Source organism: Pseudonocardia terrae, from assembly GCF_021343995.1.
GTDB lineage: Bacteria > Actinomycetota > Actinomycetes > Mycobacteriales > Pseudonocardiaceae > Pseudonocardia > Pseudonocardia terrae.
Genome location: NZ_JAJTTE010000007.1, coordinates 159,825 through 175,544 on the forward strand (window position 1 = coordinate 159,825; position 15,720 = coordinate 175,544).

Annotated in this window: 15 protein-coding genes; 5 read left to right on the top strand and 10 right to left on the bottom strand. The window is 71.7% G+C overall.

The features are described 5' to 3' along the window. The first annotated feature begins 1 nt into the window (after position 1). The gene (locus LWC33_RS07120) at positions 2 to 1,555 is read left to right on the top strand and encodes a class I adenylate-forming enzyme family protein (RefSeq protein WP_233303435.1); all 1,554 of its coding nucleotides are present in this window, start codon (positions 2 to 4) and stop codon (positions 1,553 to 1,555) included. Between the two features lie 474 nt (positions 1,556 to 2,029). On the opposite strand, the gene LWC33_RS07125 is transcribed toward LWC33_RS07120, so the two are convergent. From LWC33_RS07125 to LWC33_RS07155, 7 genes are all read right to left on the bottom strand, one after another. Next, positions 2,030 to 3,433 carry an MFS transporter gene (locus LWC33_RS07125; RefSeq protein WP_233303436.1) on the bottom strand — a complete coding sequence of 468 codons (1,404 nt, stop codon included), beginning with the start codon at positions 3,431 to 3,433 and terminating at the stop codon, positions 2,030 to 2,032. A gap of 101 nt (positions 3,434 to 3,534) precedes the next feature. Next, complete coding sequence (locus LWC33_RS07130) at positions 3,535 to 4,494, bottom strand: PDR/VanB family oxidoreductase (protein ID WP_233303437.1); 960 nt, start codon at positions 4,492 to 4,494, stop codon at positions 3,535 to 3,537. Between the two features lie 51 nt (positions 4,495 to 4,545). Then, positions 4,546 to 5,304 (bottom strand): SDR family NAD(P)-dependent oxidoreductase, encoded by a 759-nt coding sequence (locus LWC33_RS07135; protein ID WP_233303438.1) that lies wholly within the window; start codon positions 5,302 to 5,304, stop codon positions 4,546 to 4,548. Then, positions 5,301 to 5,834 carry an aromatic-ring-hydroxylating dioxygenase subunit beta gene (locus tag LWC33_RS07140; RefSeq protein ID WP_233303439.1) on the bottom strand — a complete coding sequence of 178 codons (534 nt, stop codon included), beginning with the start codon at positions 5,832 to 5,834 and terminating at the stop codon, positions 5,301 to 5,303. Before LWC33_RS07140 ends, LWC33_RS07135 begins: the two co-directional genes overlap by 4 nt. Next, positions 5,827 to 7,104 carry an aromatic ring-hydroxylating oxygenase subunit alpha gene (locus LWC33_RS07145; protein ID WP_233303440.1) on the bottom strand — a complete coding sequence of 426 codons (1,278 nt, stop codon included), beginning with the start codon at positions 7,102 to 7,104 and terminating at the stop codon, positions 5,827 to 5,829. The genes LWC33_RS07140 and LWC33_RS07145 overlap by 8 nt, the downstream gene beginning before the upstream one ends. Before the next feature lie 13 nt (positions 7,105 to 7,117). Then, a complete protein-coding gene (locus tag LWC33_RS07150) occupies positions 7,118 to 7,498 on the bottom strand; it encodes a hypothetical protein (RefSeq protein ID WP_233303441.1) in 381 nt (126 codons plus the stop codon). 37 nt (positions 7,499 to 7,535) lie between these two features. Then, on the bottom strand, positions 7,536 to 8,711 hold the full coding sequence (locus tag LWC33_RS07155; protein ID WP_233303442.1) for an acyl-CoA dehydrogenase family protein: 1,176 nt from the start codon (positions 8,709 to 8,711) through the stop codon (positions 7,536 to 7,538). Between the two features lie 153 nt (positions 8,712 to 8,864). Here LWC33_RS07155 and LWC33_RS07160 point away from each other — a divergent pair, with 153 nt between their 5' ends. From LWC33_RS07160 to LWC33_RS07175, 4 genes are all read left to right on the top strand, one after another. Further along, positions 8,865 to 10,376 carry a PAS domain-containing sensor histidine kinase gene (locus LWC33_RS07160; RefSeq protein ID WP_233303443.1) on the top strand — a complete coding sequence of 504 codons (1,512 nt, stop codon included), beginning with the start codon at positions 8,865 to 8,867 and terminating at the stop codon, positions 10,374 to 10,376. A gap of 115 nt (positions 10,377 to 10,491) precedes the next feature. Then, positions 10,492 to 11,004 carry a flavin reductase gene (locus LWC33_RS07165; RefSeq protein WP_233303444.1) on the top strand — a complete coding sequence of 171 codons (513 nt, stop codon included), beginning with the start codon at positions 10,492 to 10,494 and terminating at the stop codon, positions 11,002 to 11,004. Between the two features lie 30 nt (positions 11,005 to 11,034). Beyond that, on the top strand, positions 11,035 to 11,313 hold the full coding sequence (locus LWC33_RS07170; RefSeq protein WP_233303445.1) for a hypothetical protein: 279 nt from the start codon (positions 11,035 to 11,037) through the stop codon (positions 11,311 to 11,313). Beyond that, a complete protein-coding gene (locus LWC33_RS07175; RefSeq protein WP_233303446.1) occupies positions 11,310 to 12,578 on the top strand; it encodes an amidase in 1,269 nt (422 codons plus the stop codon). Before LWC33_RS07170 ends, LWC33_RS07175 begins: the two co-directional genes overlap by 4 nt. A gap of 59 nt (positions 12,579 to 12,637) precedes the next feature. Here LWC33_RS07175 and LWC33_RS07180 read toward each other — a convergent pair whose 3' ends face one another. The 3 genes from LWC33_RS07180 to LWC33_RS07190 are packed head-to-tail and all read right to left on the bottom strand — an operon-like array spanning position 12,638 to position 15,293. Beyond that, a complete protein-coding gene (locus tag LWC33_RS07180) occupies positions 12,638 to 13,270 on the bottom strand; it encodes a response regulator transcription factor (RefSeq protein ID WP_233303447.1) in 633 nt (210 codons plus the stop codon). Further along, a complete protein-coding gene (locus tag LWC33_RS07185) occupies positions 13,267 to 13,827 on the bottom strand; it encodes a nuclear transport factor 2 family protein (protein ID WP_233303448.1) in 561 nt (186 codons plus the stop codon). Before LWC33_RS07185 ends, LWC33_RS07180 begins: the two co-directional genes overlap by 4 nt. Positions 13,828 to 13,844: 17 nt before the next feature. Beyond that, positions 13,845 to 15,293: an aldehyde dehydrogenase family protein gene (locus LWC33_RS07190; RefSeq protein ID WP_233303449.1), complete on the bottom strand. Its 1,449-nt coding sequence runs from the start codon at positions 15,291 to 15,293 to the stop codon at positions 13,845 to 13,847. Positions 15,294 to 15,720 lie beyond the last annotated feature (427 nt).

The following is a 15,720-nucleotide window of genomic DNA, read 5'->3' on the forward strand; positions in this document are numbered from 1 at the left end:
AATGGCCGGACACGACGTCAGCTCGGACCGCACCCTGCACGGGTTGCTCGACCAGTGGGCGGCCCTGCGGCCCGGAGAGCCCGCCCTGGTCCACCTCCGCGACCCTGCTGGACCCGCGAAGCCGGGCACGGTGACCTGGGAGCGCCTCGCCACCGATGTCCACGGCCTTCGCCACCGAATTGCGGGGATCGGCGTGCAGGACGGGCGAAGCGTGGTGTTGGCCCTGCCCAACAGCCCACTCACCGTGGCGTTGTGGCTGGCGATCCCGGCCAACGGCGCGATCGTGCAGGTGATCGACCCGGACTCCGGGCTGCTCGCCGTCGAGAGGGCCCTCCGGGCGACCGGGCCGGTCGCCGTCGTCGCGGCTGTGTCCAACGCCGGCCTCGTCGCCGACGCCATCGCCCGCGCAGAGGTGTCGACGCGGCTACTGGTCCTGACCGACGAGGAGCTGTGGACCACCGCCTGTCCCGCCGACCTCGGCACAGCGGGCAGCGAGCCCCCGTCCGCCACGCCCGACCTCGTCGCGGGGCTGCTGCCGACCTCCGGCACCAGCGGCGCCCCGAAGCTGGTGCAGCTCACGCACCGCAACTACGTCATGTCCGCCGAACGACTTGCGCGCAACGGCGGCTATCTGAGCACCGACCGGCACTACCTCTGCTCGCCGTTCTTCCACACCAACGCGCAGCTCTACCTGTGCGCCCCGCCCTTCGTCACGGGCGGCTCGATCGCGATCGTGCCCCGTTTCAGCGCGAGCACCTGGTTCGACGCCGCCCGCCGCACCGGCGCCACGATCGCCTCGATGGTCGCCCCGCCCATGCGGATGGCGCTGCACCGCGCCGTCGGCTCGGGACGACCGGTCGACCCGGGCCCGCTCCGTGCCGTCCACTACGGAATGACGCTCAGCAACGCGGACTGGCAGGAGTGGGACGGGCTGGTTCCCGGAATCCACATGCGCCAGATCTACGGACAGACCGAGTCCGTGACCGGCGTCCTCGGCGGGTCGCCGTGGGAACTGGATGACCGCGCAACGATCGGGCGCCCGTTCCTCGGCGTCGACGGCGTCCGCCTGGTCCGCGACGACGGTTCCGACGCTCCGGACGGCGAGCCGGGGGAGCTGTGGGTCCGCGGGAGCCCGGGCAACACGCTCATGCTCGGCTACCTCGACGCTTCCGATGCCACCGCTGCGACCCTCGTCGACGGCGAATGGCTGCGGACGGGCGACATCATGGTCCGGCGCCCGAACGGCCGCTTCGAGTTCCGCGGCCGCGGCATGCACATCATCCGACGTGGCGGGGAGAACATCTCGACCTACGCGCTGGAGGTCGATCTGCAGGCCTGCCCGCTCGTTCGCGACGTCGCCGTCACGGCCCGTCCCGACGAGACCCTCGACGCCGTCGTCGTCGCGCACGTGATCCCGGCTGCCGGCTACGAGGAGAGAAGCTTCCGCGCCTGGTGTCACGAGCACCTCGGCCGCCGTGGTGTCCCGGACGAGATCCGGGAGCACAGCTCATTCCCGAGGACGGGGAGTGGGCGTGTGATCGTGCGGGAGCTTTGACCGCTCGTCTGTGCGAAGCTCGTACGAGCTTCAGGCGACGCCTGATCTCCGGCGGGTGTTACGAGCTGTCGGCATGACGCCACTCATGACACGAAATCTCGTTGAATGGTGCTGCGGGAGGGGCTGGAGAGGCCTTACGTGCCAGCGTTGTTGCTGGTAGACGGCCTGAGAGGGAGGTAGTGCGCGCTCTACACCCGAGCGGTCCCAGGTTCGATCCCTGCCGCGCCCACCCAGTTCAGCACGGCAGAGCTGTTCAGTTCTGTCACGACACGCCGGGTGTCATGAACACCAGCTGTGACATCACTCCTTCGATCGGGCCCCAGTGTGTGGCGGACGCGGAGCTGAGTTGAGTCACGACACGCCGACGACGGCGTGTCGCGGCGGGGGCCTGTCGTACCCCGTCGAGGGCCCTCGGTGAACAGGCGGCGGGTAGGGCGGCCCGCGGAGGGCGTTCCGCGGGCCGGCCGGGTGGTCTCAGCCGGTGTGCCGTTCCTGCAGCCGCCGGCCGGTGCGGTCGGGGCGCAGGAAGAGTAGGGTCGCGATCGCGGCCAGGAGCAGCACGACACCGGTGAGCAGGAATCCGTGGTCCAGCCCGGTGGCCATGTTCGCGACCATCTCGGCGGTGCGCTGCTGTCCCGCGGCGGGGGCGCGGTAGCCAGCTGTGTCCATCAGGACGCCGATGACGAACGGCGAGCAAATTGCCCCGATCGAGGCGACGCCGCCCAGGACCGCCATGACCAGGCCGCGTTGCTGTGGCGCGACCGCATAGGCCAGCGCGCTCGGCAGCATCGGGTAGATGATGCTGCAGCCCGCGGCCACGGTGAGCAGGACGACGGCGAGCGCTCCGTCGGTAGCGGGCAGCAGGAGGAACGACACGCCGGCGACCGCGGCGGCCACGCCGAACGGCACCGCGATGCCGGACCGCACGCTCGCCCCCCGGCGCATGAGGGTCCGCCCGAGCATGCCCAGACCCAGCAGCAGGCCTGCGCCGAACAGCCACGGCAAGGTCGACACCACGCCCACCTGGCCGAGCGATAGGCCCACGACACCGGACAGGTACTGCGGTGACCACGTCGTGAGGAAGCCCTGGGTCCAGAAGTTGCCGAAGCCGCCGAGCACCGCGGCGACGAACGAGCCGCTGAGCAGCAGGGCACGGATCGGGACGACCCGCTGGGCGTCGACCCCGGTCGCGTCCGCGGCCGGGGCATCAGCTCGGTCCTCCGAAGCCGTCGCCGCCGCGGTTCGGCGGCCGGCGAACGGGCCGTCCGATCCGAGCAGGAGCCACGCCACCGCCCACGCGAGCCCGACGATGCCCAGCACGCCGAAGGCCCAGCGCCAGCCGAACGCGACGATGACCCAGGCCAGCGCCGGGGCCGCGACCACCGGCCCGAGTGCGGAGCCGACGGCGACCAGGTTGCTGGGGAGGGCCCGGTTCGCGGGTGCGTGCCAGCCGTGCACGGACGCGAGCGACATCGCGGTCGCGGGTCCCTCTGCGCCGCCGAGCAGGATCCGTGTGACCAGCAGCAGCGCCGCGCCCCCGCCGACCAGCATCGGGAACTGCATCACGGCCCAGAACACGCCCATCGCGAGCAGGATCCAGGTGACCGACACCCGACGGGACAGCATTCCTACGCCGAAGGACGCCACGGAGTAGAGGAAGAAGAAGGCGCTGCCGATGAAGCCGAACTCGACCGCGGAGATGCCGAGCTCGGGCATCGCCTCCCCGGCCACCAGCCCCAGTACGGCCTTGTCGGCGAAGGCGATGACCTGGAAGAGGACGAGCAGCGCTGTGACGAGCCAGGCTCGGCGGTTCATCCGTCCCGTGCGGACGGCGGTGGTCAGCGTCCCGGCGTCGGGCGCGTCGGTGGAGGAGGACATGGTTCTCCGATCGGACGGGTCCGTGGCGTCGTCGCCGGGCGGACCGGTGGTGGGACGTCGATGTCGGGCAGCGACCGGGGAGAGCTCGCAGGGGGATCGGGTCAGTAGAGTTCGATCGTCAATCGGGCGGTGTGTGCGCGGGAGACGCAGAGCGCCATCTGGTCGTTCGCCGCGTGGTCGGCCGCGGACAGGCAGCTGTCGCGGTGGTCCGGCACGCCTTCGAGGACACCGGACACGCAGGACCCGCAGACGCCTTCCTCACAGGACTTGAAGACCTCGATGCCGTTCTCGTCGAGCACAGACAGGATCGAGCGGTCGGCGGGGATCTCGAACTCCTCGCCGGTGTCCAGCTCCACGACGAAGGCCTGGTCGTCGGAGGTGTCGACTTCCGCGGCGACGAAGTGCTCCACGTACACGTGATCGGCTCCGACGATCGGGCCGAGCGTGGCGGCGACCTGGTCCATGAAGCCGTCCGGACCGCAGGTGTAGACGCGACTCGCGCCGGTGAGGCTGTCGACGTGCGTGCTGAGCACACCGGGCTGGTCTGCTCGGGGCACGCCGAAGTGGAGGTGCACGCGCTCGCGGAACTCGGCCCGGTGCTCGAGAAGGTCCGCGAACGCCGCCTCCTCCCGGGAGCGGGCGAAGTAGTGCAGCGTGAAGTCCGCGCCGCGCCGGTGCAGCTCGTAGGCCATGCTCAGCAGCGGCGTGACCCCGATCCCGCCCGCGACCAGGAGGTGGTGGTCGGCGTCGTCGGCCAGGGCGAGCAGGTTGCGCGGAGCGCCGATCTCGAGGGTGTCGCCCACCCGGACCTCGTGCAGGGCCGCGGAGCCACCCCGGGACGCCTGCTCGCGCTTGACCGCGATCAGGAGGGAGGCCGGGTCGTCCGGCGGGCTGCACAGTGAGTACTGGCGCCGCACGCCCGTCGGGCCGACGACGTCGACGTGCGCGCCGGCCGGGTAGGGCCCCAGGGGGGACCCGTCGGTGGTGACCAGCCGAAGGCTGCGGACATCGGTCGCCTCGTCGGTGACCTCGCTGACGCGGACCGCGACGGTAGTCGTCATCGGACCTTCCTCCTTTCCGTGCAACTCAGACGTGAGCGATCAGGTGCGGTGTCACCGCAGGTAGAGGCCACCGTTGACGTCCCAACAGGCGCCGGTGACCGAGGCGGCGTCGGGGGAGGCGAGCAGGGCGACCATCCGGGCGACGAACGCCGGGTCACCGAGCCGGCCGACCGGGATCCCGGCCCGCAGCGTCTCCACCCGGTCCTCTCCGAGGAGGGTCCGGACGGTGTCGCCGTCCTGCGGGCCCGGCGAGACCGCGTTGACGGTGACGCCGCGCGCGGCGAGATCGCGGGCGAAGACCTTGGTCGCCGTGAGGATCGCGCCCTTGGACGCGGCGTAGTGGGCCCCGGTGGCGGTGCCGCCGTTCTGCCCGGCCAGCGAGGCCATGTTCACGATCCGGCCGTAGCCCTGCTCGGCGAGGTGGGCGCCGAACACCTGGCACGTCCGGAAGGTCCCGCCGAAGTTGACGTTCATGACGGCGTCGAGCTCGTCCGCGCCGATCTCCATGAGCGGCGTGGCCTGGGTGCGGGCCGCGTTGTTGACCAGCACGTGCACCGCGTCGAAGACCACGAGCACGTCCCGCAGCAGCGCGGCGGGCGCGCCGGGGTCGGCGACGTCGACCGGGAAGGCCCGGGCGGTCGCCGCCGTGCCGTCGAGCTCCTTGGCGAGGGCCTCGGCCGCGGCGCCGTCGAGGTCGGCGACCGCGACCCGGTAGCCGTCGGCGTGCAGCCGGCGGACGATCGCCTCGCCGAGCCCGCGTGCGCCGCCGGTGACCACGGCGACCTGGGCCGTGGCGCCTCGCCCGGTCACAGCAGGAATCCCGCGGCGGGCACCGCCGACTCGCTGTCGACGAGGCGGACGATCTTGTGCACGATCCGGTCGCCGATCGGCCCGTCCGGCGAGAGCCGGACCCGGTGCACCAGGTCGGCGGCCCAGAGGTGGTGGTTCTCCCGCTTGTAAGCGACGAGGATCTGCGCGGACCGCACGATGACCTCGTCGTCGGACACGGACTCCGGCACGAACCGGGAGACCGTGCGGACGGTCCGTGCGGCGTCGACGGCGGCGATCGCGTACCCCTCGGTCATGCGCGTCACGCGCATCCGGCGCATCCGGGCGTCGTCGTAGACCATGTTGAGGATGTCGTCGAAGCGCTCGGCCTCGGGGTCGATCGGGATCACGTAGAACCCGTCGTCGGTGTAGAGCGAGTCCCAGGCCTCGTAGGCCTTGCGGTCGAGCAGCTCCGCCTCGCGCCAGATCAGCTCGATCGTCCGCACCACCCGCGGGTCGGTGGTCGGGATCGGCACGGCGGGGGCCGCGGCCTCGGTGACGGTCTCAGTCATCGCTCATCATCGCCTTCCACTGGGCATACGCGGCGCGCATGCCCGTCTCGTCGGTGACGTGGGAGGTCGGCCAGCCCTCGGGGCTCGGCTTCTCCCGGGCCAGGCCGCGGTTGACCATGATCGGCATCGCGGGTGCCGCGGCGGCGCCGCGCTGGACGCGGTCCCAGCCCTCGGCGTCGTCCGGGGTGCCGAAGCCGAAGGGGCCCTGGAAGTGCTCGTGGATCCGCAGCCGCTCACGGTTGACGACGGCGAGCTCGGGCGGGCCGTCCGGCCCGATCGCCACGTGTTCGATGCGGGTCTCGTTCACGGAGACGGGGCGCAGCACCCGGAAGAACGCGGCGGACATCGACACGTTCGGGAAGAGGTTCAGGTTGAACCCGGTGCCGTGCATGGCCCGCACGACCTTGCGGACCTGTGCAGCGTCCAGGGTCCTCGACAGCTCGGCGACGACGTCGTCGAACCTGCCCTGCAGGGGCTCGGAGCGGTCGTCGAGGTCGAGGTCGGAGTGCTCGGGCACCATCTGCATGACGCTGTGGCCGTGCCCCAGGGCGTGCGTGGTGCACGTCGGGTCGGTCATGAACGACATCATGTCCGCGGTCTCGGAGTCCACCGACGCCATCCACGAGCGGTGCACGATCGGGAAGTGGTACCCGTCGGTGGTGTTCTCGAGCTGGATCTTCCAGTTCCCCCGGAAGCTGAACTGGTGCCGGCCCAGCACCTTGATCGGGTAGCCACCGCCCTGCTTCATGAAGCGGTCGATCCACAGGCGCGCGTCGCCCAGGAACTCCTCGAGGGGTTCGGCGTCGTCGTCGAGGGTCGCGAAGATCATCCCGCGGTAGGACTCGGTGCGCAGCCTGCCCAGCGACAGGTCGCGCTTCTCCATCACGCCCTCATAGCCGTCGGGGTACGGGATGCCGCGCAGCGAGCCGTCCAGGCCGTAGGACCACGCGTGGTAGGGGCAGGTGAAGCCGTTGACCTGCCCGCTGGGCTTCTCGCAGATACTGGCGCCACGGTGCCGGCACCGGTTCAGCAGGGTCCGGACGACGCCCTTGCGGTCCTTGGTGACGATCACCGGCTGACGGCCGACGACGGTGGACTTGAACGAGCCGGCCTTCGGCAGCTCGCTCTCGTGCGCGACCCAGATCCAGGTCCGCTCGAAGATGCGGGTCATCTCCAGCTCGAAGAGCTCGGGGTCGGTGTACAGGCGGCCCGCCACGCGGTCCTCGCGGACCAGCTCATCGGGCGCACTGCCCATGACGTTCTCGATCATCGGTCGTCTCCGGTCACTCGGGGAGCGCGACGTCGTCGCGCACGGTGAGGGCCCGGCCGATCCGGGCCTCGATCTTCGCGAACCTCCAGAGCTTCACGTCCCCGTCGCCGACGGGAGTGGTGCGCAGCAGGTTGCACGCGGCCTTCACGGTCTCCTGGGTGTCGACGTCGGCGAGGATGTAGCAGGTCCACGGCCAGCCGTCGGACGGGCCGACCATGTGTGCGTCGTCGTCGATGTCGCCGATGAAGTCGACCCCGGGCAGGGCCTTCAGGCCGTCCATCATCGACACGAAGGCCTGCCAGACGTGGCCGGTCGTGATGCCGTCCGTCGGGAGGTCGAAGAAGTTCTGGTTGATGCCGATGCAGAACAGCACCCGAAGCGGCTGGGTGGCCATGGAGGAGTCTCCTCGTGGGGGTCGGTGGGCGGTGCCGTCAGCGGAAGCCGGGGGTGGTCGCGGGCAGGCCCATGAGGACCGCGCCGGCTGCGTCGTAGATGGCCGGGCCGAGGAACGCGTGCTGCTTGGGGACCAGGGCATCGCCGAGGAGCCGCTGCAACGGGTGAGTGGTGGTGATCGGGGCGGTTCCGGAGACCTCGACGAGCTGCGCCACGACGTCCGACGCGGTCTTCGCCAGGTGGGCCGAGGCGAGCCGGAGCTCGGCGTTCTGCTCGTCGGTGACCGGGTCCCCGATGAGAACGGTGTCCCACGCCTGCCCGGTCGACTCGTAGAAGTAGGCCCGGGCCGAGCGCAGCGCGGCCTCGGCCTGCGCGACCTCGGTCCGGTAGTAGGCGCGGTCGGCCAGCTTGGGGGCGCCGGTGACGCCCTTGTACCCGCCACCGACCTCACGGGCATGGTCCAGTGCGGCGCGGGCGACCCCGGCACCGACCACGGCCAGCACCTGCGCGGCATAGGCGATGGTGGGGTAGCGGTAAAGCGGCTCGTCGACGGTGGGCTCGCCGCCGCGGACGAAGGTCCACTCGCGGGGGACCTCGACGCCGTCGACGACCAGGTCGAACGATCCGGTGCCCTGCATGCCGACGACGTCCCAGTCCTGGACGATCTCGACCTGCTCGGGCCGGAGGACCGCGGTCCGCGGCTTGCCGCCGGAGGCCTCGTCGCCCGGCATCCCGACGCCGAGGAGGTCGGCGCCCATGCACCCGCTGGCGAACTTCCAGCGGCCGGACAGCCGGTAGCCCCGCTCGGTCTCCGCACCGCGCTGCGGGGGGAAGAGCGCACCGGCGAAGGCCACGTCCGGGCCGTCGGCGTAGATCTTCTCCTGGGTCTCGATCGGCAGCGCCGCCAGGTAGATCAGCGCGGAGCCGAAGCTGGCGACCCAGCCCGTCGACCCGTCGACCTCGGAGATCCGCTCGATGCGGGTCAGGAACTCGGCGGGCGGCTGCGGCTCGCCGCCGAAGCGCGCCGGGGCGGCCGCGCGGTAGAGGCCGGCCTGCTTGAGCCGCGCCACGAAGTCCTTGGGGACGTACCGCAGCGCGCGGAACTCGCTGCGGCGGTCGACCAACTCGCGGAGGACCTCCTCGAGCGGAACGGCGCCGCTCACGCTCTCCTGCGTCGCCGGGAGGGTGAGCGCTCCCGATTCATTCCGCAGCATCGTGCCTCCTCGTCGATGCGGTTGCCGAATCGACGGTAGGAAAAGGCCGCGTCCGCCGGAATCAGAACCATCCCTGCCCGGCTAGGGATATCCCGCCCTTTCCGTAGGGGATTCCTTCAGCTCGCCCCGCCGACCGCGCCCTACGCTGGACCGATGTCGGTCGACCCGAGTGCGCCGGAGATCGTCACCCAGGACCTGGTGACCCTGATGAACGCGGCCAGGACGTGCGTGCTGGTGCACGACGCCGAGACGAAGAACATCCTCTGGGCGAACCCGGCCGCGTGCGAGCTGCTCGGCTGGCCCCTCGACGAGCTGCGTCCGCTCAAGGCCAACGACATGAGCAGCACCGCCCCGCAGTACCACCGCGTGCTCGGCCGCGCCTGGCTGCAGGAGGCCGTGGAGCGGGGGAGCAGCCGCATCGAGTGGCACTACCGCACGCGCAGCGGCCGGGTGGTGCCCACGGATGCCCTGGCGAGGCGCGTCGAGCTGGCGCAGGGGCCCGCGGTCATGGTCGAGTTCCGCGACATCGAGCGGGAGCAGGCCACCGAGCAGGCGCTGCGCCGAACGACCTCGTCGATCGACGCCCTGGCCCGCCACACCTCGACCATCGCTCTCACCCTGGACGCCGCCGGGACCGTCCGGTTCGCCACCGACACCGCCCTCGCGCTGCTCGGGATGGTGCCGGAGGACATGGGCCGTCCTCTCGACGAGCTCGGCACCCTGCGGGTGGGTGGTCGTCCGGTGACCTGGGCCGACCTCGTCGCCCGCGCGGCGCCCACGGCCGAGGTGCAGCTGCAGGTGCCACGCCCCGACGACGAGGTGATCTGGCTGGAGGGCACCCTGGAACGGCTCGCCGAGACGGACGGCGACGGGCTGTTGATGATCCTCCACGACGTCTCCGGACGGGTGCACCGCGAGGTGCTGCGCGAGCGAGAGCTGCAGCGGGAGAACTACCAGGCCCGGTACACGGCCATGGGCGACATGGCGATGGCGATCGCCCACGAGCTCGGGCAGCCGTTGGCCGCGGCAGGGAACTTCCTGGCCGGGACCACCCGGCATGCGGGCGTCCTGGAGGACGAGGGGACGCTGTCGCACGAGTCCGCCGACCGTCTCCGGTTCGGCATCGGCAGCGCCGTCCGCCAGATCGACCGGGCCAGTGCGATCGTGGGCGCCGTCCGGGCGTTCGTGGGGCACCTCGAACACACGAGTCAGGTGGTCGACCTCCACGACGTGGTCGACGAGTGTCTGTACTTCGTGCGGCTGCGGGCCGCCGAACCGGGCGTGCGGGTCGTCCTGCACCGCCACCCCGAGCCACTGCCGGCCGTCTGCGAGCGCGTGCTCACCGGTCAGGTGCTGCTCAACCTGTGCTTCAACGCCATCGACGAGATGACGGCCTGCCCGCAGGGCGAGCGGGAGCTCGTGATCACGACCGGCGGCGCCGACGGCGAGGCCGTCCTGACCGTCGAGGACAGCGGCCGTGGCCTGGTACGGGATCCCTTCGCCGAGTCCTTCACGTCCAAGGAGGAGGGGAGCGGGATCGGTCTGGCCCTGAGTTACCGCATCGTCACCCGGCAGCACGGGCGGATCTGGGCGGAAGCACGCGAGGGCGGCGGCTCCCGCTTCGGTTTCGCCCTGCCACTGTCCGCGGATCGGCGGCCCGAGTAGGGAAAAGCCTCAGTGAGCCCGGAGGAACTCTCGATATCGAGGTCGCCGTGCCGGGTCGTACTTTTCCGGTACCCACCGACGGATCTCCGATCGGCCGAGAAGTCCAGGAGGAGCAATGCCCGAACCGACCCGGACCCAGTCAGATTTCCGCTCCGCCATGGCCAACCTGTCGGCCGCGGTCAACGTCGTGACGACCGACGGCCCCCACGGCCGCGCCGGTATGACCGTGAGCGCGGCCTGCTCGGTCACCGACTCCCCGCCGACGGTACTGGTGTGCGTCAACCGTTCCAGCCGCTCCCATTCCGTGCTGGTCGGCAACGGCCGTCTCTGCGTGAACGTCCTGGCCGGCGAGCACGAGGAGTTGGCGATGCACTTCGCCGGCGCCACGAAGGTCCCGACCGCGGAGCGCTTCACCGACGACCGCTGGGACCTCACCGGTCACGGCGTCCCGGTGCTCCGCGACGCCGCCGCCACCGTGATCGGCCGCATCTGGGCCCGTCGTGAGCTGGGGTCGCACACCGTGCTGTTCATCGACGTCGAGCAGGTCGGCACCCAGGACGACGGCGGCGCGCTGGTGTACTTCCAGCGCCGGTTCCACAGCCTGGGAACCGCTCGGCTCAGCGCCTGACCCACCCCGGCCCGACAACGAGGAGCGCCCGTGACCTCAGCCCCGGACAGCGACCACCGCATGACGCTGACCTGCTACAACGACACCCATGGCTTCGGCTGGCGGCACGTCGACCTGTTCGTGCACGACGCCGAGGGACGAGAGCTGAACTGGGTGCACTGGCAGGTCCCGGGGGACGGCCCGGAGGAGGCCGACCTCGTCACCGCCCGCGTCGAGCCGACGTTGCGCCGGACCTCGGAGTGGCGCCACGACATCGGCCCGAGCGGCGTGCACTACTGGGTCGCCGACGCCGAGTGGGCCGACGAATGAGCGCGCCGTCCGCGCTGTACCGACCCTGGTCGTTGCGGGCCCTGGTCGACGATCTCGCCGCCGGGCGCACCACCCCGGGCGCGGCCTTCGAAGGCGCGCGGGCGCGCGTCGCGGCGACCGAGACCGGCCTTCGTGCCTGGGTCGTGCCGCCCGCGGCGACCAGCACGCCGGACCCGTCGCCCGCAGGGCTGCTCCGGGGCGTTCCGTTGGGCGTCAAGGACATCGTCGACGTCGCCGGCTTCCCCACGCGGTGCGGATCGTCGCTCCGGGCGGACGCCGCGCCCGCGGACACCGACGCCGCGATCGTGACCGCGTGGCGCCGGGCCGGTGCCGTTCCGGTCGGTAAGACCGTGACCACGGAGTTCGCCTATTTCGCGCCGGGCCCGACGGGCAATCCGGCCGCGCCGGGGCACACGCCCGGGGGCTCGTCCAGCGGCTCCGCGGCCGCCGTCGCCTCCGGACAGGTGCCGCTGGCCCTCGGCTCGCAGACGGCGGGCTCGGTCACCCGACCCGCGTCGTTCTGCGGGGTCGCCGCGCTGGTGCTCACCCACGACCGGATCCCGGTCGACGGCGTGACGGGCCTGAGTCCGAGCCTGGACAGCCACGGCCTGTTCGCCGCCCGCGTCGACGACCTCGCCCTGGCCTTCGCGGCGCTGACCGGGGAACCCGACGCCGGGCGAGCCGAGGCGCGTCCGCCCCGGCTGTTGCTCTGGTCCGCGGAGCCGAACCCCGTCGATCCCGAGATGCGCACAGCCCTGCTCGCGGCCCGCGAGCTCTGGACCGCCGCCGGTGCACTCGTCGACGAGCTGCCCGACCCCGGGGTGGTCGCCGCACTGACCGCGGCTCATCCCGTGGTGATGGCCGCCGAGGCGGCGGTCGAACGCGCCGCCGAGGCGGCTCGGGCCGAGGAGCTGAGCGCGCAACTCGCCGAGCTGCTCCGCCGCGGCGCGGCCATCGGCTCCGAGGAGCTGCATGACGGCCGCACGGTGGTGGCCCGGGGCCGTGAACGGATCGCCGCCCTGTTCGGCTCGTACGACGCCGTTGTCGGGCCGGCGGCGCTCGGACCTGCGCCGAAGGGGTTGGCGGCCACCGGTGACCCGGCGCTGAGCCGACCGTGGCAGACGCTCGGGTTCCCGGCCCTCACCGTGCCCGGTCTCTCCACCTCGGCCGGTCTGCCCCTGGGAATTCAGCTGGTCGGCGCCCCCGGAGCCGAGACCGCACTGCTCCGCGCCGGATGCTGGGCGGAGTCCGTACTGCGCGGATGAGGAACGGGCCGCGGACGGGAGAGCTCCCGTCTGCGGCCCGTCCTGGTGACCTCGCGGCGTCAGACCTCGATGCGGTGCAGCAGGATGTCGCGGACCAACGCCCCCAGGCTGTCGGCGCCGGTCTTGGCCTTGATCCGGGCCCGGTGCACGTCGATCGTCTTGACGCTCGTGCCCAGCCGCCGCGCGACGGCCTGGCTGGCCATGCCCTCGATCACCAGCCGCAGCACCTCGCGTTCGCGCTGGGTCAGCTCGGCGATCCGGCGTTCCACCTCCCGGCGTTCGATGTCGGCGACGAATCGCTGGCGGGCCAGTGCCTGCTGCTGCTGGACGACCTCGAGGATGCGCTGCGGATCGTAGGGCTTCTCCAGGAAGTCGACCGCGCCGCGGGCCATCGCGCGCACCGACATGGGGATGTCGCCGTGCGCCGAACAGAAGATCATCGGCGCCGGGTACCCGCGGCCGTCCAGCTCCTCCTGGAGCTGGAAGCCGCTCATCCCGGGCATCCGGACGTCGACGATGATCACGGCCGGCTCCGCCGGGTCGAACTCGGCGAGGAAGGTGGGGGCGTCCGGATAGTCGAGCGCCTGGATGCCCACGCTGGCGAGCAGGAACCTCAACGACTCCCGGAGGTCCTCGTCGTCGTCGACGATGTGGACCACCACGTCGGTGGGGTCCGCCCGCGGAGTGGTCACGGCCGCATGAGGACCGAACGTGACGGGTAGTCGCCGGCCCAACGGTCGGGCAACGGTGCGACGAACACGTTCTCGGTCCGGGTCCGCGAGATCTTCCAGCTCCCGCCGACCTTGCGGAAGGCGTTGTTGAGCCGGCTGGAGCGCAGCACCGACGAGCCGTCGGCGAACAGCCAGGGCTGCATGTGGATCCACTGGCCGGTCGCGGTCTCACCGTCGACCTGGATCTGCTCGGACGTGAGGTAATGCGCGTTGAGCACCAGCGCCGGGTCCCGCTCCTGCGACCAGAAGCCTTCGAAGTGCCTGCGCACCGCGTCCGCTCCCTCCGCGCGCCCGAACTGGCCGTCGTAGTACTCTCCCACACCCTCCCAGACGGCGTCGTCGGTGTAGAGCTCCATGATCAGGTCGATGCGCTGCTCGTCGTCGGCGACGTCGAACTCGGGGATCGGGGTGTCGCACAGGAACATGTAGCGGGCCTGGAGGCGCCGGATGTCCGCCTCGGCCTCGAGGACCTCGACCCGGCGGGTGAGGGCGGCGATCGCCTCGTTCGTGTCGGTCATTCTGGCTCCTCGGGCTGTCAGAGGACGACGGTGACGGTCTTGGACTCGGTGTTGGCCAGGATTCCCTCGTGGCCGAGCTCGCGGCCGATCCCGCTGGCCTTCAGCCCGCCCCAGGGCAGCTGGGGCGCCAGCGGCGACCAGCCGTTGACACCGACGGCGCCGGCCTCCAACGCGGCCGCCACGGCGTGCGCACGGCGGACGTCGGAGGTCCACACCGTCGCGGCGAGGCCGTAGCGGTTGTCGTTGGCGAGCGCGATCGCCTCGGCGTCGTCGTCGAAGGTGATGACGGTGCCGACCGGGCCGAAGATCTCCTCCCGGCTGATCGTGATGTCGTTCCCGCCCGCGAACACGGTCGGTGCCACGAAATGGCCCGGCCCATCGGGGGCGGCTCCGCCGGCGACCAGGGTGGCGCCCTCGTCGAGGCCACGGTGCAGGTAGCCGAGCACCCGGTCCCGCTGCGCCGCGTTGACCAGCGGCCCCATGGTGGTCTCCGGGGCCAGGGGGTCACCCAGGACCTGGGCCTCGGCGGCCTGCGTGAGCCCGTCGAGCATCGCGTCCGCCACCGAACGGTGGACCAGGATGCGGGTGCCCGCCGCACACACCCGGCCCTGGTTCGTGAACAGCCCCATCGCCGCACCGCGGACCGCGGACTCGAGGTCGGCGTCGTCGAAGATGATCTGTGGGGACTTCCCGCCCAGCTCGAGGGTGGTGCGGGTGAAGTGCGTGGCGGAGTTGCGCAGGATCCGCCGACCGACTTCGGTGGAGCCGGTGAAGCTGACCTTGTGCACACCCGGGTGCAGGGTGAGGGCCTCGCCGGCCACCTCGCCCAGGCCGGGCAGGACCTGGACCGTGCCGGCCGGGAAGCCGGCCTCGTCGACGAGCCGGGCCAGGTGGAGGATAGACAGGGACGCGTCCTCGGGGGGCTTGACGATCACCGTGTTGCCGGTCGCCAGCGCCGGCGCCAGCTTCCAGCCCAGGATCATCAGCGGCGCGTTCCACGGCACGATCGCGGCGATCACGCCGATCGGCTCGCGCCGGGTGTAGGAGTGCGTCGGGGCCCCGAAGTAGCCGTCGGTGGCGAGGAGATCGCCGTTGATCTTGTCGGCCCAGCCGGCGTAGTAGCGCAGCGACGCGATCAGGTTCGGCACGAACAGTCCCTGGGCAATGCCCAGCGGCACGCCCATGTCCTGCGCCTCGAGCCGGGCGAGCGTCTCGACGTCCCGCTCGACGAGGCCGGCGAGGGTGTGGAGGAGCGCGCCCTTGGCGGACGGCGGGGTCGCGGCCCATTCCCCGCGCAGTGCTCGGGCGGCTGCCTCCACCGCCCGGTCGACGTCGGCGGCGTCGGCCGCGGCCACCTCGGCGAGCGTCTCGCCCGTGGTCGGGTTGGCGGTGGTGAACGTGCCACCGCCGGCGGTCCACCCTCCGTCGAGGTACAGCTCGGCGGCCGAGGCCAGCGTGCTCGTCATGGCGTGCTCCTCATCGCGGTGGTGAACGTGCTCGGGACCGACGGCGCAGCGCCCGGGGCGCGCACACGAGTGGCGCAGTCGTCCGGCGCGGCCGGGTCGGGATGCCTCACCGTCGAACGCGTGCGCCGGGCGGGGCAATTGGAGGAACTACCTATGGCGCTGCAGCGGAACGAGGACCGACCCTGGAGGGTCGACGACGTTTCGCGGACTCTGCGTGCCGAAACGACGACGGGACACGGGGTGCGCGAAACGGTCATGAATTCCCGTCCCTAGGGGAATCCTTTCCTCGCTCCCGAGGGATTCCCCATTCCCGGTGGTTCGGTCCCCATTGAGCATTCGGGGCCGGAGCGCACCGACGCGTCAGGAGACACCACCATGACATCCACCGAGATCAACCCCACGGCCGCCGGGTCGGGGCGCAACGCCA

Bases quoted from the DNA above. Each gene is read 5' to 3' on its own strand.
- LWC33_RS07120 (WP_233303435.1), top strand. From the start codon at position 2: ATGGCCGGACACGACGTCAGCTCGGACCGCACCCTGCACGGGTTGCTC.
- LWC33_RS07125 (WP_233303436.1), bottom strand. From the start codon at position 3,433: ATGTCCTCCTCCACCGACGCGCCCGACGCCGGGACGCTGACCACCGCC.
- LWC33_RS07130 (WP_233303437.1), bottom strand. From the start codon at position 4,494: ATGACGACTACCGTCGCGGTCCGCGTCAGCGAGGTCACCGACGAGGCG.
- LWC33_RS07140 (WP_233303439.1), bottom strand. From the start codon at position 5,834: ATGACTGAGACCGTCACCGAGGCCGCGGCCCCCGCCGTGCCGATCCCG.
- LWC33_RS07145 (WP_233303440.1), bottom strand. From the start codon at position 7,104: ATGATCGAGAACGTCATGGGCAGTGCGCCCGATGAGCTGGTCCGCGAG.
- LWC33_RS07150 (WP_233303441.1), bottom strand. From the start codon at position 7,498: ATGGCCACCCAGCCGCTTCGGGTGCTGTTCTGCATCGGCATCAACCAG.
- LWC33_RS07155 (WP_233303442.1), bottom strand. From the start codon at position 8,711: ATGCTGCGGAATGAATCGGGAGCGCTCACCCTCCCGGCGACGCAGGAG.
- LWC33_RS07160 (WP_233303443.1), top strand. From the start codon at position 8,865: ATGTCGGTCGACCCGAGTGCGCCGGAGATCGTCACCCAGGACCTGGTG.
- LWC33_RS07165 (WP_233303444.1), top strand. From the start codon at position 10,492: ATGCCCGAACCGACCCGGACCCAGTCAGATTTCCGCTCCGCCATGGCC.
- LWC33_RS07175 (WP_233303446.1), top strand. From the start codon at position 11,310: ATGAGCGCGCCGTCCGCGCTGTACCGACCCTGGTCGTTGCGGGCCCTG.
- LWC33_RS07185 (WP_233303448.1), bottom strand. From the start codon at position 13,827: ATGACCGACACGAACGAGGCGATCGCCGCCCTCACCCGCCGGGTCGAG.
- LWC33_RS07190 (WP_233303449.1), bottom strand. From the start codon at position 15,293: ATGACGAGCACGCTGGCCTCGGCCGCCGAGCTGTACCTCGACGGAGGG.